14 protein-coding genes are annotated in these 15887 nt (G+C 58.6%); 11 read left to right on the forward strand and 3 right to left on the reverse strand.

What is annotated here, in order from left to right; genetic code table 11:
- Positions 1-14: 14 nt before the first annotated feature.
- Entirely contained in the window at positions 15-497 is a 483-nt protein-coding gene (gene smpB, locus AC07VO_RS20440; protein ID WP_018929470.1) for an SsrA-binding protein SmpB, read from the reverse strand.
- Positions 498-615: 118 nt separating this feature from the next.
- On the opposite strand from smpB, the gene AC07VO_RS20445 reads away from it, so the two are divergent.
- From AC07VO_RS20445 to AC07VO_RS20455, 3 genes are read left to right on the forward strand one after another with little or no spacing between them, the layout of a single operon-like run.
- Positions 616-2019 (forward strand): sodium-dependent transporter, encoded by a 1404-nt coding sequence (locus tag AC07VO_RS20445; protein WP_026286670.1) that lies wholly within the window; start codon positions 616-618, stop codon positions 2017-2019.
- A 7-nt stretch (positions 2020-2026) separates the two neighbouring features.
- Entirely contained in the window at positions 2027-2461 is a 435-nt protein-coding gene (locus AC07VO_RS20450) for a type II toxin-antitoxin system RatA family toxin (RefSeq protein WP_007933502.1), read from the forward strand.
- Positions 2454-2768: an RnfH family protein gene (locus AC07VO_RS20455; RefSeq protein WP_086945983.1), complete on the forward strand. Its 315-nt coding sequence runs from the start codon at positions 2454-2456 to the stop codon at positions 2766-2768. The genes AC07VO_RS20450 and AC07VO_RS20455 overlap by 8 nt, the downstream gene beginning before the upstream one ends.
- A 61-nt stretch (positions 2769-2829) precedes the next feature.
- On the opposite strand, the gene AC07VO_RS20460 is transcribed toward AC07VO_RS20455, so the two are convergent.
- The gene (locus tag AC07VO_RS20460; protein ID WP_018929473.1) at positions 2830-3357 is read right to left on the reverse strand and encodes an outer membrane protein assembly factor BamE; all 528 of its coding nucleotides are present in this window, start codon (positions 3355-3357) and stop codon (positions 2830-2832) included.
- A gap of 97 nt (positions 3358-3454) precedes the next feature.
- Here AC07VO_RS20460 and fur point away from each other — a divergent pair, with 97 nt between their 5' ends.
- Complete coding sequence (fur, locus tag AC07VO_RS20465) at positions 3455-3859, forward strand: ferric iron uptake transcriptional regulator (RefSeq protein WP_003197684.1); 405 nt, start codon at positions 3455-3457, stop codon at positions 3857-3859.
- Positions 3860-3934: 75 nt separating this feature from the next.
- Here fur and recN read toward each other — a convergent pair whose 3' ends face one another.
- A complete protein-coding gene (gene recN / locus AC07VO_RS20470) occupies positions 3935-5608 on the reverse strand; it encodes a DNA repair protein RecN (RefSeq protein ID WP_018929474.1) in 1674 nt (557 codons plus the stop codon).
- A 241-nt stretch (positions 5609-5849) separates the two neighbouring features.
- Between recN and grpE the strand changes: the two genes are divergently transcribed.
- The 7 genes from grpE to greA all read left to right on the forward strand — a co-directional run bounded on the left by grpE (position 5850) and on the right by greA (position 15881).
- Positions 5850-6416: a nucleotide exchange factor GrpE gene (gene grpE / locus AC07VO_RS20475; RefSeq protein ID WP_086945984.1), complete on the forward strand. Its 567-nt coding sequence runs from the start codon at positions 5850-5852 to the stop codon at positions 6414-6416.
- A 102-nt stretch (positions 6417-6518) separates the two neighbouring features.
- Positions 6519-8435 carry a molecular chaperone DnaK gene (dnaK, locus tag AC07VO_RS20480; protein WP_018929476.1) on the forward strand — a complete coding sequence of 639 codons (1917 nt, stop codon included), beginning with the start codon at positions 6519-6521 and terminating at the stop codon, positions 8433-8435.
- Positions 8436-8732: 297 nt separating this feature from the next.
- Entirely contained in the window at positions 8733-9857 is a 1125-nt protein-coding gene (gene dnaJ / locus AC07VO_RS20485; RefSeq protein ID WP_018929477.1) for a molecular chaperone DnaJ, read from the forward strand.
- Positions 9858-9866: 9 nt separating this feature from the next.
- Positions 9867-10673 carry a 4-hydroxy-tetrahydrodipicolinate reductase gene (gene dapB, locus AC07VO_RS20490; RefSeq protein ID WP_086945985.1) on the forward strand — a complete coding sequence of 269 codons (807 nt, stop codon included), beginning with the start codon at positions 9867-9869 and terminating at the stop codon, positions 10671-10673.
- 259 nt (positions 10674-10932) lie between these two features.
- Positions 10933-12069: a glutamine-hydrolyzing carbamoyl-phosphate synthase small subunit gene (gene carA, locus AC07VO_RS20495; RefSeq protein WP_018929479.1), complete on the forward strand. Its 1137-nt coding sequence runs from the start codon at positions 10933-10935 to the stop codon at positions 12067-12069.
- Positions 12070-12186: 117 nt separating this feature from the next.
- Entirely contained in the window at positions 12187-15408 is a 3222-nt protein-coding gene (gene carB, locus AC07VO_RS20500; RefSeq protein ID WP_018929480.1) for a carbamoyl-phosphate synthase large subunit, read from the forward strand.
- Positions 15405-15881, forward strand: coding sequence for a transcription elongation factor GreA (gene greA / locus AC07VO_RS20505; protein ID WP_018929481.1), 477 nt, complete (start codon positions 15405-15407; stop codon positions 15879-15881). The genes carB and greA overlap by 4 nt, the downstream gene beginning before the upstream one ends.
- The last annotated feature ends 6 nt before the right edge of the window (positions 15882-15887 follow it).

Here is a 15887-nt window from a genome sequence, read left to right on the forward strand (position 1 = left end):
ATCAGGCAGGAAAATTAATCTTCCTTGCCCTTGTTCCGCACCGCACGCTGCAATTCACGGCCGGCATCGCGTTCGCGTTCGGTATCACGCTTGTCGTATTCCTTCTTGCCCTTGCCCAGAGCGATCTCGCACTTGACCATGTGCTTGCTCCAGTACCAGGACAGGCATACGCAGGCGTAACCTTTTTGCTGCACGGCAGCGGCCAGCTTCTCCAGCTCGCGCCGATTGAGCAGCAATTTTCGGGTGCGGGTCGGATCAGCGATAACGTGGGTGCTGGCCGTCGTCAGAGGCGTAATGTGGCTGCCGAGCAGCCAGGCTTCGCCATCTTTGAGCAGTACGTAACTGTCAACCAGTTGCAGTTTGCTTGCCCGCAGACTTTTTACTTCCCAGCCGGCCAGGACCAGACCAGCCTCGAACCGATGTTCGATGAAGTAATCGTGTCGCGCCTTTTTATTTTGCGCGATGGTCCCTGTTGGGTGTTTCTTCTGTTTAGCCATAGGGGCGGCATTATAGGGAGTTGCGCGCGAGTCGGCTACGGTGACGCTACGTGCTTGAGCAGGTTGATTGAATCCCGGACAATGCGGCCTCTTTTTTGAACGCTTGGGCGTGATAACGATGTCGACAGACAAGGTTTCTGTCCACGGCAGTTGGGCTAGCCGCTGGGTCTTCATACTCGCCGCGACCGGTTCGGCCGTGGGTTTGGGGAGTATCTGGAAATTCCCTTATATGGTTGGCGTCTATGGCGGCGGGGCCTTCGTGCTGATGTTCCTGGCCTGCATCGCGCTGATCGGTATGCCCGTCATGCTGGCCGAAACCCTGATCGGCCGGCGCGCGCGGCAGAGCCCGGCCAATGCCTTGAAGGTCCTGGCGCTGGAAGCGGGGCATTCGGCGAAGTGGTCCTGGGGCGCCTTTGCCGGGATGATCACGGCGTTGCTGATTCTGTCTTTCTATAGTGTGGTTGGCGGTTGGTCGCTGGATTACATCATCGACATGGGTCGTGGCGACTTTCGGGGCGTGACGGCTGATCAGGTCGGCGCATACTTCGGTAATGTGATCGCCGACCCATGGCGCCTGACACTTTGGCACACGATTTTCATGCTGTTGTCGGCAGTGGTGATCGCCAAGGGGGTGGTCGCCGGGCTGGAGCGCAGCCTGCGGATCATGATGCCGTTGCTGTTCGTGATGGTGATTGTCCTGCTGGGTTACAGCATGACCACCGGCCACTTCATGGAGGGCGTGCATTTCATGTTCGACTTCCACCCGGACAAGGTGCTTGATGGCTTGCTGCCGGCCATGGGGCACGCGTTCTTCTCTCTGAGCGTGGGTGTCGGCTCGATCATGATCTACGGCGCCTACATGCCGAAGCACTCGTCGATTTCCGGAACCGTCGTCGGTGTGGCGTTGCTCGACACCTTCGTTTCGCTGTTGGCCGGTCTGGCATTGTTTCCTATTGTGTTCGCTGCCGGCCTGAACCCGAGCGAAGGCCCAGGCCTGATGTTCGTCAGCCTGCCATTCGCCTTCGGTAACGTAGCGTTCGGCCAGTTGATGGGCGTAGTGTTCTTCGTACTGGTGGCGATTGCGGCCTGGAGTTCGGCGATTTCCCTGCTCGAACCGATGGTGGCTTACCTGGTTGAGCGCACGAAAATCAGCCGCGCCTGGGTCACCTTCTGGCTGGCATTCACCTGCTGGTTCGTCGGCCTGGGTACCGTGTTTTCTTTCAATATCTGGAAGGAAGCCAAGTTTTTCGTGAACGAAGGCGGGATGTTCCATCTCTACCAATGGGGGGCGGCCGGAGGCCTGGACTTCTTTGGTGTGATCGACTTCTTCACCTCGCGGATCATGCTGCCACTCGGTGGTTTGTGTTTCGTGGTGTTTGCGGGCTGGGTGATGGGGCGTGAAGCGGTGCGCGACGAGTTGTCGATCCGCAGCCCAGTACTGTTCGCCCTGTCCCTGTTTTTGATGCGCTATGTGGCGCCCATCGGCATTCTTGTAGTGTTTGCCGCACAGCTGTGGAAGTAACGCTGACATGACGACACACATTCAACGTTCGGCCCTGCTGCCGTATCCGGCGCAAGCGCTTTACGACCTGGTCAACGACGTGGCCCGCTATCCGGAATTCCTGCCGTGGTGCTCATCGACCGAAATTCTGGAAAGCTCTCCCGAGTTCATGCGCGCCAGCGTCGGTGTGGCCAAGGGTGGGCTTAGTCAGCATTTCGTAACGCGTAATACCCTGGTGCCCGGGCGTTCGATCGAAATGAACCTCGAGGAAGGTCCGTTCAGCCAGTTGCACGGCGTCTGGGTGTTCAAACCGTTGGGCGAGAAGGCCTGCAAGATCAGTCTGGACTTGTCGTTCGACTACTCGGGGCCGCTGGTGCGTGCGACGTTGGGGCCTTTGTTTAATCAGGCGGCGAATACGTTGATGGACGCGTTCTGCCAGCGCGCGAAGCAAATGCATGGTTGAGGCCGTGATCAAGGTCGAGGTGGTGTATGCCGCCGTTGATCGTCAGGTGCTGCTGAGCGTAACGGTGCCGGTGGGCGCGACGGTGCGGGATGCGTTGTTCAAATCGGGCCTGAATGGCGAATTCCCGGAGCTGGATCTGGGCAGTTGTCCGGTCGGGATCTTTGGCAAAGTGATCGCTGATCCGGCCATTCGCCAGGTTCAGGAAGGGGATCGCATCGAGGTTTACCGGCCGTTGCTCGCCGATCCAAAAGAAGTTCGGCGGTTGCGTGCAGCCAAGGCGGCCGAGGCCAAAGCCCGGAATCAGTGATTCGATTAAACGCCAGACAATAAAAACCCCGGACATGCCGGGGTTTTTATTGCGTCGCAAATTATTGCGGCGAGGTTTCCAGCGGTTCTGGAGTCGGGACCGGGACAGTTTCTACGTTGTCCACGTCCTTCTGGATCTGGTCCAGCAGCGAGCCTGGCTTGACCGGTTTTTCTGGCTTCGGCTTCTCGGCGTTTCCTGCCGGCGCGGTCACGGTAGTGCCGCTGTCCTTGCCGAGAATGGCCTCGTCGCGGCTCACGCCTGGCATGAAATCGCCAGAGAGGCTGACAAGTTGGTCATTTGGGTTGAAGATAACGCTAATGCGTTCCTGTTGGCGTTCACCGCCACCGGGTTGCAGGCTATACAGGTAATCCCAGCGATCGGCATGGAACGTGTCGGTCAACAGAGGGTTGCCCATGATAAACCGTACTTGCCGACGGGTCATTCCCGGGCGCAACTGGTCTATCATGTCCTGCGTGACGACATTGCCCTGCTGGATGTCGATTTTGTAAACCCCGGGGAATGAACAACCGGCGAGTGCGAGCAGTCCCACAAAGGTGAAACTGGTTAGCAAGAGCTTGGTGTTTTGCATCGGTGGGCGACTTCCACTATCTTGGCTGGGACAACGTAAACGCCGATCATACCCGCATTAAGAGAAGCTGCGAAGCAGCATCGCGAGAAAGCTGACCATGGTTGAAAATAGCGAACTACGCAAAGCCGGCCTCAAAGTGACCCTTCCACGGGTCAAAATTCTGCAAATGCTCGATTCCGCCGAGCAACGCCACATGAGTGCCGAGGACGTCTACAAAGCACTGATGGAGGCTGGTGAGGACGTCGGTCTGGCCACGGTTTACCGTGTTCTGACCCAGTTCGAGGCAGCTGGCCTTGTGGTGCGGCACAACTTCGACGGAGGCCATGCGGTCTTCGAACTGGACGACGGCAAGCATCACGACCATATGGTCAACGTCGAGACCAGTGAAGTGATCGAATTCTTCGACGAAGAAATCGAGCGGCTGCAGAAAGCAATCGTCGACAAGTATGGCTTCGAGATGGTCGATCACAATCTTGTACTGTACGTGCGCAAGAAAAAGTAAGCATGTCGCGCGAACTTCAGGTTCGCGAAACGAACGAAGGCGACCTCAGGGTCGCCTTCGTGCTTTCTGCCCTTCTTAGATTTTCGCGGTAACAACCATTTTCTTCGCGTGAGCCAGGGACTCCTTGGTGAGGTCGATGCCGCCGAGCATCCGTGCCACTTCTTCGACACGATCATTCTTGCTCAGCTTGGAGACGGCTGTGTGCGTGGCATCTTCACCGCGGACCTTGTGCACAAATAGATGTTGATGCCCCTGCGCCGCCACTTGCGGCAAGTGCGTCACGGTCAGAACCTGCCCGCGCTCCCCGAGGCGTCGCAGCAACTGGCCGACAATCTCGGCGGTCGGGCCGCCAATACCTACGTCCACTTCGTCGAACACCAGCGTCGGTACGCGGGAGGTCTGTGCGGTGATCACCTGAATCGCCAGGCTTATACGCGACAGCTCGCCCCCCGATGCCACTTTTGCCAGGGCTTTCAGCGGTTGCCCTGGGTTGGCGCTCACCAGCAGTTCCACTTGTTCTAGCCCGTTGGGCAGCAGTTCATCGCTGCTGTTGGGGCGCAGTTCGATGGTGAAGCGGCCGCCGGGCATGCCCAGGCGCTGGATTTCCTGCTCCACGGCGCTGGCCAGGCTGCTCGATGCTTGATGGCGCAGGTCGCTCAATTCCCGAGCCTTCTCCTGATAATGACGGGCGTAGGAGGCCAGCTCATCGCCCAGGCGTTCGATGGATTCATCGTTGGCATTCAGGGTTTCGATTTCGTCGAGTAGCTTCTGTTGCATCTCGGCGACCTCGGTCGGCTGGATGCGGTGTTTGCGAGCCAGGGTGTAGATCGCATCGAGGCGCTCTTCCAGGTATTGAAGGCGTGCCGGGTCTGCGTCGAAATTGTCGAGAAAACGGTTCAATTCGCCCACCGCTTCTTCAACCTGAATCTGCGCGCTGGTCAGCAGGTTGCTGGCTTCACCCAGGGCGCCGATCGAATTGTTCACGCTCGATAGGCGATTGAGGCTGGCGGTCAGTGCGTTCAATACATTGCCGGAATCACTTTCGCTGCATTGTTCGACCACTTGCCGACAAATGCCCAGCAAGGTTTCGGCGTTGGTCAGGTTCTTGTGTTCCTGCTCCAGTTGCTCCAGCTCGCTTTCGCCGAGGCCGAGGTTTTCCAGTTCTTCGAGTTGATAGCTGAGCAACTGATGACGAGCGCGCTGTTCGTCGCCGGAGTTGGAGAGGCGTTCCAGCTCCTGACGGGTCTGGCGCCAGCGTTGGGCGGCCAGTTGCACCTGACGGGCAAGGTCCGTGGCGCCGGCGTACTCGTCGAGCAGGCGGCGATGGGTATCGGTTTTGAGCAGGGATTGGTGTTCGTGCTGGCTGTGGATATCGATCAGCAACTCGCCCAGGGCCTTCAGGTCGCCGAGAGGGCAGGGGGTGCCATTGATATAGCCGCGCGAACGCCCTTCAGCAGTGATCACGCGGCGCAGAATGCACGGGCCGTCGTTCTCGAGGTCGCGTTCGGCCAGCCAGGCGCTGGCTTCAGGGATGTCGATCAGGTCGAAGGTGGCCAGGATGTCGGCCTTGTCGGCCCCCGGGCGGACTACGCCGCTGTCGGCGCGATCGCCCAGGGTCAGACCGAGGGCGTCGAGCATGATCGACTTGCCGGCGCCGGTTTCTCCTGTGATCACGCTCATCCCGCGATCGAGTTCGAGATCGAGATGTTCAACGATGGCGTAGTTGTGTACGGACAGGTGCACCAGCATGAAGGCCGCTCCCAGGCTTTAGGTCTGGTTATTTATACAGTGTTTTGTTTCTGGCTGACAATGCCCCCGCTTAGGTCGATTTGCTTGATTGAAAGAAATCCTTAGCGCGCCTGGGAATGACAAAGCAGTTGTTTTTTGTAGGGTTAATCATCGGATAGCCCTTGAAGCTGAATTTTGCGACCCCATATACCGGGGCAGAAGCGTGAGTTGAGCTCGCGGACGATATTGGAAGGAGAAATCTATGGCTGACGAACAGACAGTGGATACGCAAAATCTAGACGCCAACCAGACCCCCGAGGCTTCGGGTGAAGACCTGGCGGCTCGTGTACAACTGCTCGAAGAGCAATTGGCTGGTGCGCAGGATCAGGCTTTGCGTGTAGCCGCCGATCTGCAGAACGTCCGCCGTCGTGCCGATCAGGACGTTGAAAAGGCTCACAAGTTCGCCCTGGAAAAATTCGCAGGCGACCTGCTGCCGATCATTGACAGCCTGGAGCGCGGCCTGGAGCTGTCCAGCCCTGACGACGAAAACATTCGTTCGATGCGCGAAGGGATCGAGCTGACCCTGAAAATGTTCCAGGACACCCTGAAGCGCTATCACCTGGAAGCCATCGATCCTGAAGGCGAACCTTTCAATGCCTCGCATCATCAGGCGATGGCCATGCAGGAAAGCGCCGACGTCGAGCCAAACAGCGTGCTCAAGGTGTTTCAGAAGGGCTATCAGCTCCACGGTCGCCTGCTGCGCCCGGCCATGGTCGTGGTCAGCAAGGCACCTGCACCGGTTTCGCCTTCGATTGACGAGCAGGCTTGAAATTAGCCGCAAGGCCCCCATTTAGAAGTCAAGCGTTTAAGTGCTACCGCAGTCAGCCACCACTACTGCGGCATCCAAATCCAAAGTTTCGGGAGAGTGAACATGGGCAAAATTATCGGTATCGACCTGGGGACTACCAACTCCTGCGTCTCCGTGCTGGAAAACGGCAAGGCCAAAGTTATTGAAAACGCTGAAGGCGCGCGTACCACGCCGTCGATCATCGCTTATGCCAACGATGGCGAAATCCTGGTTGGCCAGTCGGCCAAGCGTCAGGCAGTGACCAATCCGCATAACACCCTGTACGCGGTGAAGCGTCTGATCGGTCGTCGTTTCGACGAAGAAGTCGTACAGAAAGACATCCAGATGGTCCCTTACAAGATCGTCAAGGCTGACAACAGCGACGCCTGGGTTGAAGTGAACGGCCAGAAAATGGCACCGCCACAAATCTCGGCTGAAATTCTGAAGAAAATGAAGAAGACCGCCGAAGACTACCTCGGCGAGCCTGTGACCGAAGCGGTGATCACCGTTCCGGCCTACTTCAACGACAGCCAGCGTCAAGCCACCAAAGACGCCGGCCGCATCGCGGGCCTGGACGTAAAACGCATCATCAACGAACCAACCGCAGCCGCACTGGCCTACGGTATGGACAAGGCCAAGGGCGATCACACTGTGATCGTTTACGACCTGGGTGGTGGTACTTTCGACGTTTCCGTTATCGAGATCGCTGAAGTCGATGGCGAGCACCAGTTCGAAGTGTTGGCCACCAACGGCGACACCTTCCTGGGCGGTGAAGACTTTGACATTCGCCTGATCGACTACCTCGTCGACGAATTCAAGAAAGAAAGCGGCATGAACCTCAAGGGTGATCCGCTGGCCATGCAGCGCCTGAAAGAAGCTGCCGAGAAAGCCAAGATCGAACTGTCCTCGAGCCAGTCGACCGACGTGAACCTGCCGTACATCACTGCAGACGCTACCGGTCCTAAGCACTTGAACGTGAAAATCTCCCGCGCCAAGCTCGAAGCGCTGGTGGAAGACCTGGTTCAGCGCACCATCGAACCTTGCCGCATCGCGATGAAAGACGCCGGTATCGATGTCAGCAAGATCGACGACGTGATTCTGGTCGGCGGTCAGACCCGTATGCCAATGGTGCAGAAAGCTGTTTCCGACTTCTTCGGTAAAGAAGCTCGTAAAGACGTTAACCCGGACGAAGCTGTTGCCATGGGTGCTGCGATCCAGGGCGCTGTATTGGCCGGCGACGTGAAAGACGTTCTGCTGCTCGACGTCAGCCCGCTGACCCTGGGTATCGAAACCATGGGGGGCGTGATGACTGCGCTGATCGAGAAAAACACCACGATTCCTACCAAGAAATCGCAAGTGTTCTCGACCGCTGACGACAACCAGAGCGCTGTGACCATTCACGTGCTGCAAGGTGAGCGTAAGCAAGCCGCACAGAACAAGTCCCTGGGCAAGTTCGACCTGGCCGAGATTCCACCGGCTCCACGTGGCGTGCCACAAATCGAAGTGACCTTCGACATCGACGCCAACGGCATTCTGCACGTAGGCGCCAAAGACAAGGCTACCGGCAAGACTCAGTCGATCGTGATCAAGGCCAACTCCGGTCTGTCCGAGGACGAAATTCAGCAGATGGTTCGCGACGCTGAACTGAATGCTGAAGAAGACCGCAAGTTTGAAGAGCTGGCGAGCGCTCGCAACCAGGGCGACGCGCTGGTTCACTCGACTCGCAAAATGGTCGCTGATGCTGGCGACAAGGTGAGCGCTGAAGAGAAGACTGCAATCGAAGCGGCAGTCGTTGCCCTGGAAGCCGCTGTTAAAGGCGACGACAAGGCTGCGATCGAAGCCAAGGTTGAAGAGCTGTCCAAGGTCTCCGCGCCAGTGGCTCAGAAAATGTATGCCGAGCAGGCTCAGCCAGCTGAAGGCGCGGCACCGAAAGGCGAAGCGGCTGAAAAAGCTGACGACGTCGTCGACGCTGAGTTCGAAGAAGTTAAAGACCACAAGTAAGTTGTTGGTCGCCCGGTTGACTGCCTTCAGGCGGTGACTGGTAGGATGTCGCCGCGCGGGAGCTTGCTCCCGCGTTGGCGTGTCTGGAGTTAGCGAATTTTTACAGCATGCGACAACGCTCGCGTGTTGGTGGCATGGCCGGGGATGCTCCTGCTTTCCGCGCCGAAAGTGCCGCATCGAATCAAAGACCAGGATCGTTGAATTGACGTGAGTTGGGTCCGGGCCTGTATTGGGGCTCAACGAGTTTGACGAGGCTCAGGAGAGGTTTGTCGAACGTCCTTAAGAGTGCAAAGACTTATGGCAAAGCGTGACTATTACGAAGTATTGGGTGTTGAGCGTGGCTCAAGCGAAGCAGACCTGAAAAAGGCCTACCGCCGCCTGGCGATGAAGCACCACCCGGACCGTAATCCCGATGACAAAGCGTCGGAAGATATGTTCAAGGAGGCCAACGAGGCCTACGAAGTGCTGTCCGATTCCAGCAAGCGCGCGGCCTATGACCAATACGGTCATGCCGGTGTCGACCCGAGCATGGGTGGCGGCGGTGCCGGTTTTGGTGGCCAGAACTTCTCCGATATCTTTGGCGATGTCTTCAGTGACTTCTTCGGTGGCGGTCGCGGCGGCTCCCGTGGCGGCGCGCAGCGTGGCAGCGACCTGCGTTACACGCTGGAGTTGAACCTGGAAGAAGCGGTGCGCGGCACAACCGTGAATATCCGTGTTCCGACACTGGTCAACTGCAAGCCGTGTGACGGCTCGGGTGCCAAGAAAGGCTCCTCGCCGGTCACCTGCCCGACGTGTGGCGGTATCGGTCAGGTACGCATGCAGCAAGGCTTCTTCTCGGTGCAGCAGACCTGCCCGCGTTGCCATGGCCAGGGCAAGATCATTTCCGATCCGTGCGATTCCTGCCACGGCGAAGGTCGTGTCGAAGAGTACAAGACGCTTTCCGTCAAAGTGCCGGCCGGTGTCGATACCGGTGACCGTATTCGTCTGTCCGGCGAAGGCGAAGCAGGCGCGCAGGGTGGTCCGACCGGCGATCTGTACGTGGTGATCAATGTGCGTGAGCACGCGATCTTCCAGCGTGATGGCAAGCACCTGTTCTGCGAAGTGCCGATCAGCTTCGTCGACGCAGCGTTGGGCGGCGAGCTGGAGATTCCGACCCTTGATGGTCGGGTCAAGCTGAAGATCCCTGAGGGGACTCAGACCGGCAAGCAGTTCCGTGTTCGCGGCAAAGGCGTTGCGCCGGTGCGTGGCGGCGGCGCTGGCGACCTGATGTGCCGTGTGGCGGTCGAAACCCCGGTCAACCTGGGTCGTCGCCAGCGCGAATTGCTGGAAGAGTTCCGCAGCTCCCTGGCGGACGACAACAGTCATTCGCCGAAAACCACTGGTTGGTTCGAAGGCGTGAAGCGCTTCTTCGGCGATTTGTAAGGAGTGAGCATGCGACGTATAGCTGTGATGGGCGCCGCCGGCCGCATGGGCAAGATCCTGGTCGAGGCGGTGCAGCAGCGCGCGCCGCTGACCGGTCTGACCGCCGCCATCGTGCGTCCCGGCAGTACGCTGATTGGCGTGGATGCCGGTGAGCTGGCCTCGTTGGGGCGTATTGGTGTGCCGCTGTCCGGTAGTCTGGATTCGGTGGCTGATGAGTTCGACGTGCTGATCGACTTCACGCTCCCGGAAGTCATGCTGAAAAACCTGGCTTTCTGCCGTAAGGCGGGCAAGGCCATGGTGATCGGCACGACGGGGCTGGACGCCGCGCAGAAGCAGTTGCTGGCCGAGGCGGGCAAGGATATTTCTATCGTGTTCGCGGCCAATTTCAGCGTCGGTGTAAACCTGTCGCTGAAGCTGCTCGACATGGCTGCGCGCGTGCTGGGTGATGATGCGGATATCGAAATCATCGAGGCTCACCATCGGCACAAGATCGATGCGCCTTCGGGCACGGCGCTGCGCATGGGTGAAGTAATCGCCAATGCGCTGGATCGTGATCTGCAGAAGGTTGCGGTCTATGGACGTGAAGGTCACACCGGTGCGCGTGAGCGTGAAACGATCGGCTTTGCCACTGTTCGCGGTGGTGATGTGGTCGGTGATCATACGGTGCTGTTCGCCTGCGAGGGCGAGCGACTTGAAATCACGCACAAGGCATCCAGTCGTATGACCTTCGCCAAGGGGGCGGTACGTGCGGCTTTGTGGCTGGACGGTCGTGAGCCAGGCCTCTACGACATGCAAGACGTGCTCGACCTGCGTTAAGATGCAGCCGAAACCGGGTTCAAACATAGCCTTTGAGCCCGGTTTTAAACCGCCAAGCGACGTCCTGTCGCATTCTCCGGCCTTTAGGGCTCATTGGCGGTAGACCAAAAATGCCTTTTTCTGTAAGCTACAGCTTTAGTGTGTCCACTAAAAGCGCGCAGAATAATTCGATGAAGAAGCGGGGTGACGTGTCCATACGTCACTCCGCTTTTTTACAACCTGCGATCGCCCTTTCAGGCTTTATTTACGGGAGGTCTTCTTGACTAAGCCAGCCATACTCGCCCTTGCTGATGGCAGCATTTTTCGCGGCGAAGCCATTGGAGCCGACGGACAAACCGTTGGTGAGGTGGTGTTCAACACCGCAATGACCGGCTATCAGGAAATCCTTACCGATCCTTCCTACGCCCAACAGATCGTTACCCTGACTTACCCGCACATCGGCAACACTGGTACTACGCCGGAAGACGCCGAGTCCGATCGCGTCTGGTCCGCTGGCCTGGTCATCCGTGACCTGCCACTGGTTGCGAGCAACTGGCGCAACACGATGTCTCTGTCCGACTACCTGAAAGCCAATAATGTCGTGGCTATCGCCGGTATCGACACTCGCCGCCTGACACGCATCCTGCGTGAGAAAGGCGCGCAGAACGGCTGCATCATGGCCGGTGACAACATTTCCGAAGAAGCCGCCATCGCCGCTGCCCAGGGCTTCCCTGGCCTCAAGGGCATGGACCTGGCGAAAGTCGTCAGCACCAAAGAGAAGTACGAGTGGCGCTCGACTGTCTGGGACTTGAAGACCGACAGCCACGCGACCATCGACGCTTCCGATCTGCCATACCATGTGGTTGCCTACGACTACGGCGTCAAGCTGAACATCCTGCGCATGCTGGTCGAGCGCGGTTGCCGCGTGACCGTGGTGCCAGCTCAAACGCCGGCGGCTGACGTTCTGGCTCTGAAGCCGGACGGCGTGTTCCTGTCCAACGGCCCGGGTGACCCTGAGCCATGCGACTACGCGATCCAGGCCATTAAAGACGTGCTGGAAACCGAGATCCCGGTATTCGGTATCTGCCTCGGCCACCAACTGCTGGCTCTGGCCTCCGGCGCCAAGACCCTGAAAATGGGCCACGGCCACCACGGTGCAAACCACCCGGTTCAGGATCTGGACAGCGGTGTGGTGATGATCACCAGCCAGAACCACGGTTTTGCGGTAGACGAAGCGACCCTGCCAGGCAACGTTCGGGCGATCCACAAATCGCTGTTCGACGGCACCCTGCAAGGTATCGAGCGTACCGACAAGAGCGCCTTCAGCTTCCAGGGTCACCCTGAAGCCAGCCCTGGCCCGAACGACGTAGCGCCACTGTTTGATCGCTTCATCAACGAAATGGCCAAGCGACGCTGATCGCTCGCCCTGATGTAGCGAAGCTTGGGGGCGGTCCCGAAACCGGCGGCCCCCTCAAGGCTTCAGAGATTGAACAAGACGGCTTGCCGACTGACCTGCGGATTTGAGTGACAACCCATGCCAAAACGTACAGACATTAAAAGCATCCTGATTCTCGGCGCTGGCCCGATCGTGATCGGCCAGGCCTGCGAATTCGACTACTCCGGCGCCCAGGCCTGTAAAGCCCTGCGCGAGGAGGGTTACCGCGTCATCCTGGTGAACTCCAACCCGGCGACCATCATGACCGACCCGGCCATGGCCGACGCCACCTACATCGAACCGATCAAGTGGCAGACCGTTGCCAAGATCATCGAGAAAGAGCGTCCGGACGCGCTGCTGCCGACCATGGGTGGCCAGACCGCCCTGAACTGCGCCCTGGACCTGGAGCGCGAAGGCGTTCTGGAGAAGTTCGGCGTAGAGATGATCGGCGCCAACGCTGACACCATCGACAAGGCTGAAGACCGTTCGCGCTTCGACAAGGCGATGAAATCCATCGGTCTGGACTGCCCGCGTTCGGGTATCGCCCATAGCATGGAAGAGGCCAACGCGGTTCTCGATCGTCTGGGCTTCCCGTGCATCATTCGTCCGTCCTTCACCATGGGCGGCACCGGTGGCGGTATCGCTTACAACCGTGAAGAATTCGAAGAAATCTGCGCCCGCGGTCTGGATCTGTCGCCGACCAAAGAGCTGCTGATCGACGAATCGCTGATTGGCTGGAAAGAATACGAGATGGAAGTTGTCCGCGATAAAAAGGACAACTGCATCATCGTCTGCTCCATCGAAAACTTCGACCCGATGGGCGTGCACACCGGTGACTCGATCACGGTTGCACCCGCACAGACCCTGACCGACAAGGAATACCAGATCCTGCGTAACGCCTCTCTGGCGGTACTGCGCGAGATCGGCGTGGAAACCGGCGGCTCCAACGTCCAGTTCGGCATCTGCCCGAACACTGGTCGCATGGTGGTCATCGAGATGAACCCGCGGGTATCCCGTTCCTCGGCCCTGGCATCGAAAGCCACCGGTTTCCCGATCGCCAAGGTCGCGGCGAAACTGGCCGTCGGTTACACCCTCGACGAACTGTCGAACGACATCACCGGCGGCAAGACCCCGGCGTCCTTCGAGCCGTCCATCGACTACGTCGTCACCAAACTGCCACGCTTTGCCTTCGAGAAATTCCCGAAAGCCGACGCACGCCTGACCACTCAAATGAAGTCGGTCGGTGAGGTCATGGCCATCGGCCGGACCTTCCAGGAATCCCTGCAGAAAGCTCTGCGCGGTCTGGAAGTGGGTGTTTGCGGCCTGGACGAGAAGCTCGACCTGAGCAACCCGGAAAGCATGAGCATCCTCAAGCGCGAACTGACCGTGCCGGGTGCCGAGCGTATCTGGTACGTGGCTGACGCGTTCCGCGCGGGCCTGTCGGTCGAAGACATCTTCGGCATGAACATGATCGACCCGTGGTTCCTGGTGCAGATCGAAGATCTGATCAAGGAAGAAGAGAAGGTCAAGACCCTGGGTCTGTCCGCTATCGACCGCGACCTGATGTTCCGCCTCAAGCGTAAAGGCTTCTCCGATCAACGTCTGGCCAAGCTGCTGGGCGTCACCGAGAAGAACCTGCGTACCCATCGTCACAAGCTGGAAGTGTTCCCGGTCTACAAGCGCGTCGACACCTGCGCCGCCGAGTTCGCCACCGACACCGCGTACCTGTACTCGACTTACGAGGAAGAGTGCGAAGCTGCGCCGTCGGGCCGTGACAAGATCATGATCCTGGGTGGCGGTCCAAACCGCATCGGCCAGGGCATCGAGTTCGACTATTGCTGCGTACACGCAGCACTGGCCCTGCGCGATGACGGGTACGAGACCATCATGGTCAACTGCAACCCGGAAACCGTTTCCACCGACTACGACACCTCCGATCGTCTGTACTTCGAACCAGTGACCCTGGAAGACGTGCTGGAAATCGTCCGCGTCGAGAAGCCAAAAGGCGTGATCGTTCAGTACGGCGGTCAGACCCCGCTGAAACTGGCCCGTGCCCTGGAAGCCGCCGGCGTGCCGATCATCGGCACCAGTCCTGACGCCATCGACCGCGCCGAAGACCGTGAGCGCTTCCAGCAGATGGTTGAGCGTCTGAACCTGCGTCAGCCGCCTAACGCCACCGTGCGCAGCGAAGATGAAGCGATTCGTGCTGCCGCCAAAATCGGTTACCCGCTGGTGGTTCGTCCGTCCTACGTACTGGGCGGGCGTGCGATGGAAATCGTTTACGAAGAGGAAGAACTCAAGCGCTACCTGCGTGAAGCGGTTCAAGTGTCCAACGACAGCCCGGTGCTGCTGGACCACTTCCTCAACTGCGCGATCGAAATGGACGTGGATGCGGTCTGCGACGGCACCGACGTGGTGATCGGCGCGATCATGCAGCACATTGAGCAGGCCGGCGTTCACTCCGGTGACTCCGCGTGCTCCCTGCCGCCGTATTCGCTGCCTGCACATATCCAGGACGAGATGCGCGAACAGGTCAAGAAAATGGCCCTGGAACTGGGCGTGGTCGGCCTGATGAACGTTCAGTTGGCGCTGCAAGGCGAAGACATCTACGTCATCGAAGTCAACCCGCGTGCATCCCGTACCGTACCGTTCGTCTCCAAGTGCATCGGTGTGTCCCTGGCGATGGTCGCGGCTCGCGTGATGGCCGGTAAAACCCTGAAGGAAATCGGCTTCACCAAAGAAATCATTCCGAACTTCTACAGCGTGAAAGAGGCAGTGTTCCCATTCGCCAAATTCCCTGGCGTGGACCCGATCCTGGGCCCAGAGATGAAGTCCACCGGTGAAGTGATGGGCGTGGGCGACACCTTCGGCGAAGCCTTTGCCAAGGCTCAGATGGGCGCCAGTGAAGTGCTGCCAACCGGTGGTACCGCGTTCATCAGCGTGCGCGACGATGACAAGCCGCTGGTTGCAGGCGTGGCCCGTGATCTGATCAACTTGGGCTTCGAAGTGGTCGCCACTGCCGGTACTGCCAAGCTGATCGAAGCTGCAGGCCTGAAAGTGCGTCGTGTGAACAAGGTGACCGAGGGTCGTCCGCACGTGGTCGACATGATCAAGAATGACGAAGTCACTCTGATCATCAACACCACCGAAGGTCGTCAGTCGATCGCTGATTCCTACTCCATTCGTCGTAATGCCTTGCAGCACAAGATCTACTGCACCACTACTATTGCTGCTGGCGAAGCTATCTGCGAAGCGTTGAAGTTCGGTCCTGAGAAGACCGTGCGCCGCTTGCAGGATCTACACGCAGGATTGAAGGCATGATCAAATACCCAATGACCGTCAAGGGCGCTAAAGCCCTGGAAGAAGAACACGCTCATCTGACCAAGGTCGTTCGTCCGAAACTCAGTCAGGACATCGGTACGGCCCGTGAGTTGGGTGACTTGAAGGAAAACGCCGAATACCACGCTGCTCGCGAGCAGCAGGGGATGGTCGAGGCGCGGATTCGTGACATTGAAGGCCGCATGCAAAACGCTGTGGTCATCGACGTAACGACCATCGAGCACACCGGCAAGGTGATTTTCGGCACCACCGTCGAAATCGCCAATGTCGAGACCGATGAAAGCGTGACTTACCAGATCGTTGGTGAGGATGAAGCAGACATCAAGCTCGGCAAGATCTCCGTCGGTTCGCCGATCGCCCGTGCCTTGATCGCCAAGGAAGAGGGTGATGTGGTGGCGGTCAAAACGCCGGGTGGCGTTATCGAGTATGAGATTGTCGAAGTTCGCCACATCTGAAAGAAG

It is taken from the genome of Pseudomonas sp. GW821-FHT03E01 (genome assembly GCF_059420765.1).

Excerpts from the sequence above, each read along its gene's own strand:
- smpB (WP_018929470.1), bottom strand. The coding sequence starts at position 497 with ATGGCTAAACAGAAGAAACACCCAACAGGGACCATCGCGCAAAATAAA.
- AC07VO_RS20445 (WP_026286670.1), top strand. The coding sequence starts at position 616 with ATGTCGACAGACAAGGTTTCTGTCCACGGCAGTTGGGCTAGCCGCTGG.
- AC07VO_RS20450 (WP_007933502.1), top strand. The coding sequence starts at position 2,027 with ATGACGACACACATTCAACGTTCGGCCCTGCTGCCGTATCCGGCGCAA.
- AC07VO_RS20455 (WP_086945983.1), top strand. The coding sequence starts at position 2,454 with ATGGTTGAGGCCGTGATCAAGGTCGAGGTGGTGTATGCCGCCGTTGAT.
- AC07VO_RS20460 (WP_018929473.1), bottom strand. The coding sequence starts at position 3,357 with ATGCAAAACACCAAGCTCTTGCTAACCAGTTTCACCTTTGTGGGACTG.
- fur (WP_003197684.1), top strand. The coding sequence starts at position 3,455 with ATGGTTGAAAATAGCGAACTACGCAAAGCCGGCCTCAAAGTGACCCTT.
- recN (WP_018929474.1), bottom strand. The coding sequence starts at position 5,608 with ATGCTGGTGCACCTGTCCGTACACAACTACGCCATCGTTGAACATCTC.
- grpE (WP_086945984.1), top strand. The coding sequence starts at position 5,850 with ATGGCTGACGAACAGACAGTGGATACGCAAAATCTAGACGCCAACCAG.
- dnaK (WP_018929476.1), top strand. The coding sequence starts at position 6,519 with ATGGGCAAAATTATCGGTATCGACCTGGGGACTACCAACTCCTGCGTC.
- dnaJ (WP_018929477.1), top strand. The coding sequence starts at position 8,733 with ATGGCAAAGCGTGACTATTACGAAGTATTGGGTGTTGAGCGTGGCTCA.
- dapB (WP_086945985.1), top strand. The coding sequence starts at position 9,867 with ATGCGACGTATAGCTGTGATGGGCGCCGCCGGCCGCATGGGCAAGATC.
- carB (WP_018929480.1), top strand. The coding sequence starts at position 12,187 with ATGCCAAAACGTACAGACATTAAAAGCATCCTGATTCTCGGCGCTGGC.
- greA (WP_018929481.1), top strand. The coding sequence starts at position 15,405 with ATGATCAAATACCCAATGACCGTCAAGGGCGCTAAAGCCCTGGAAGAA.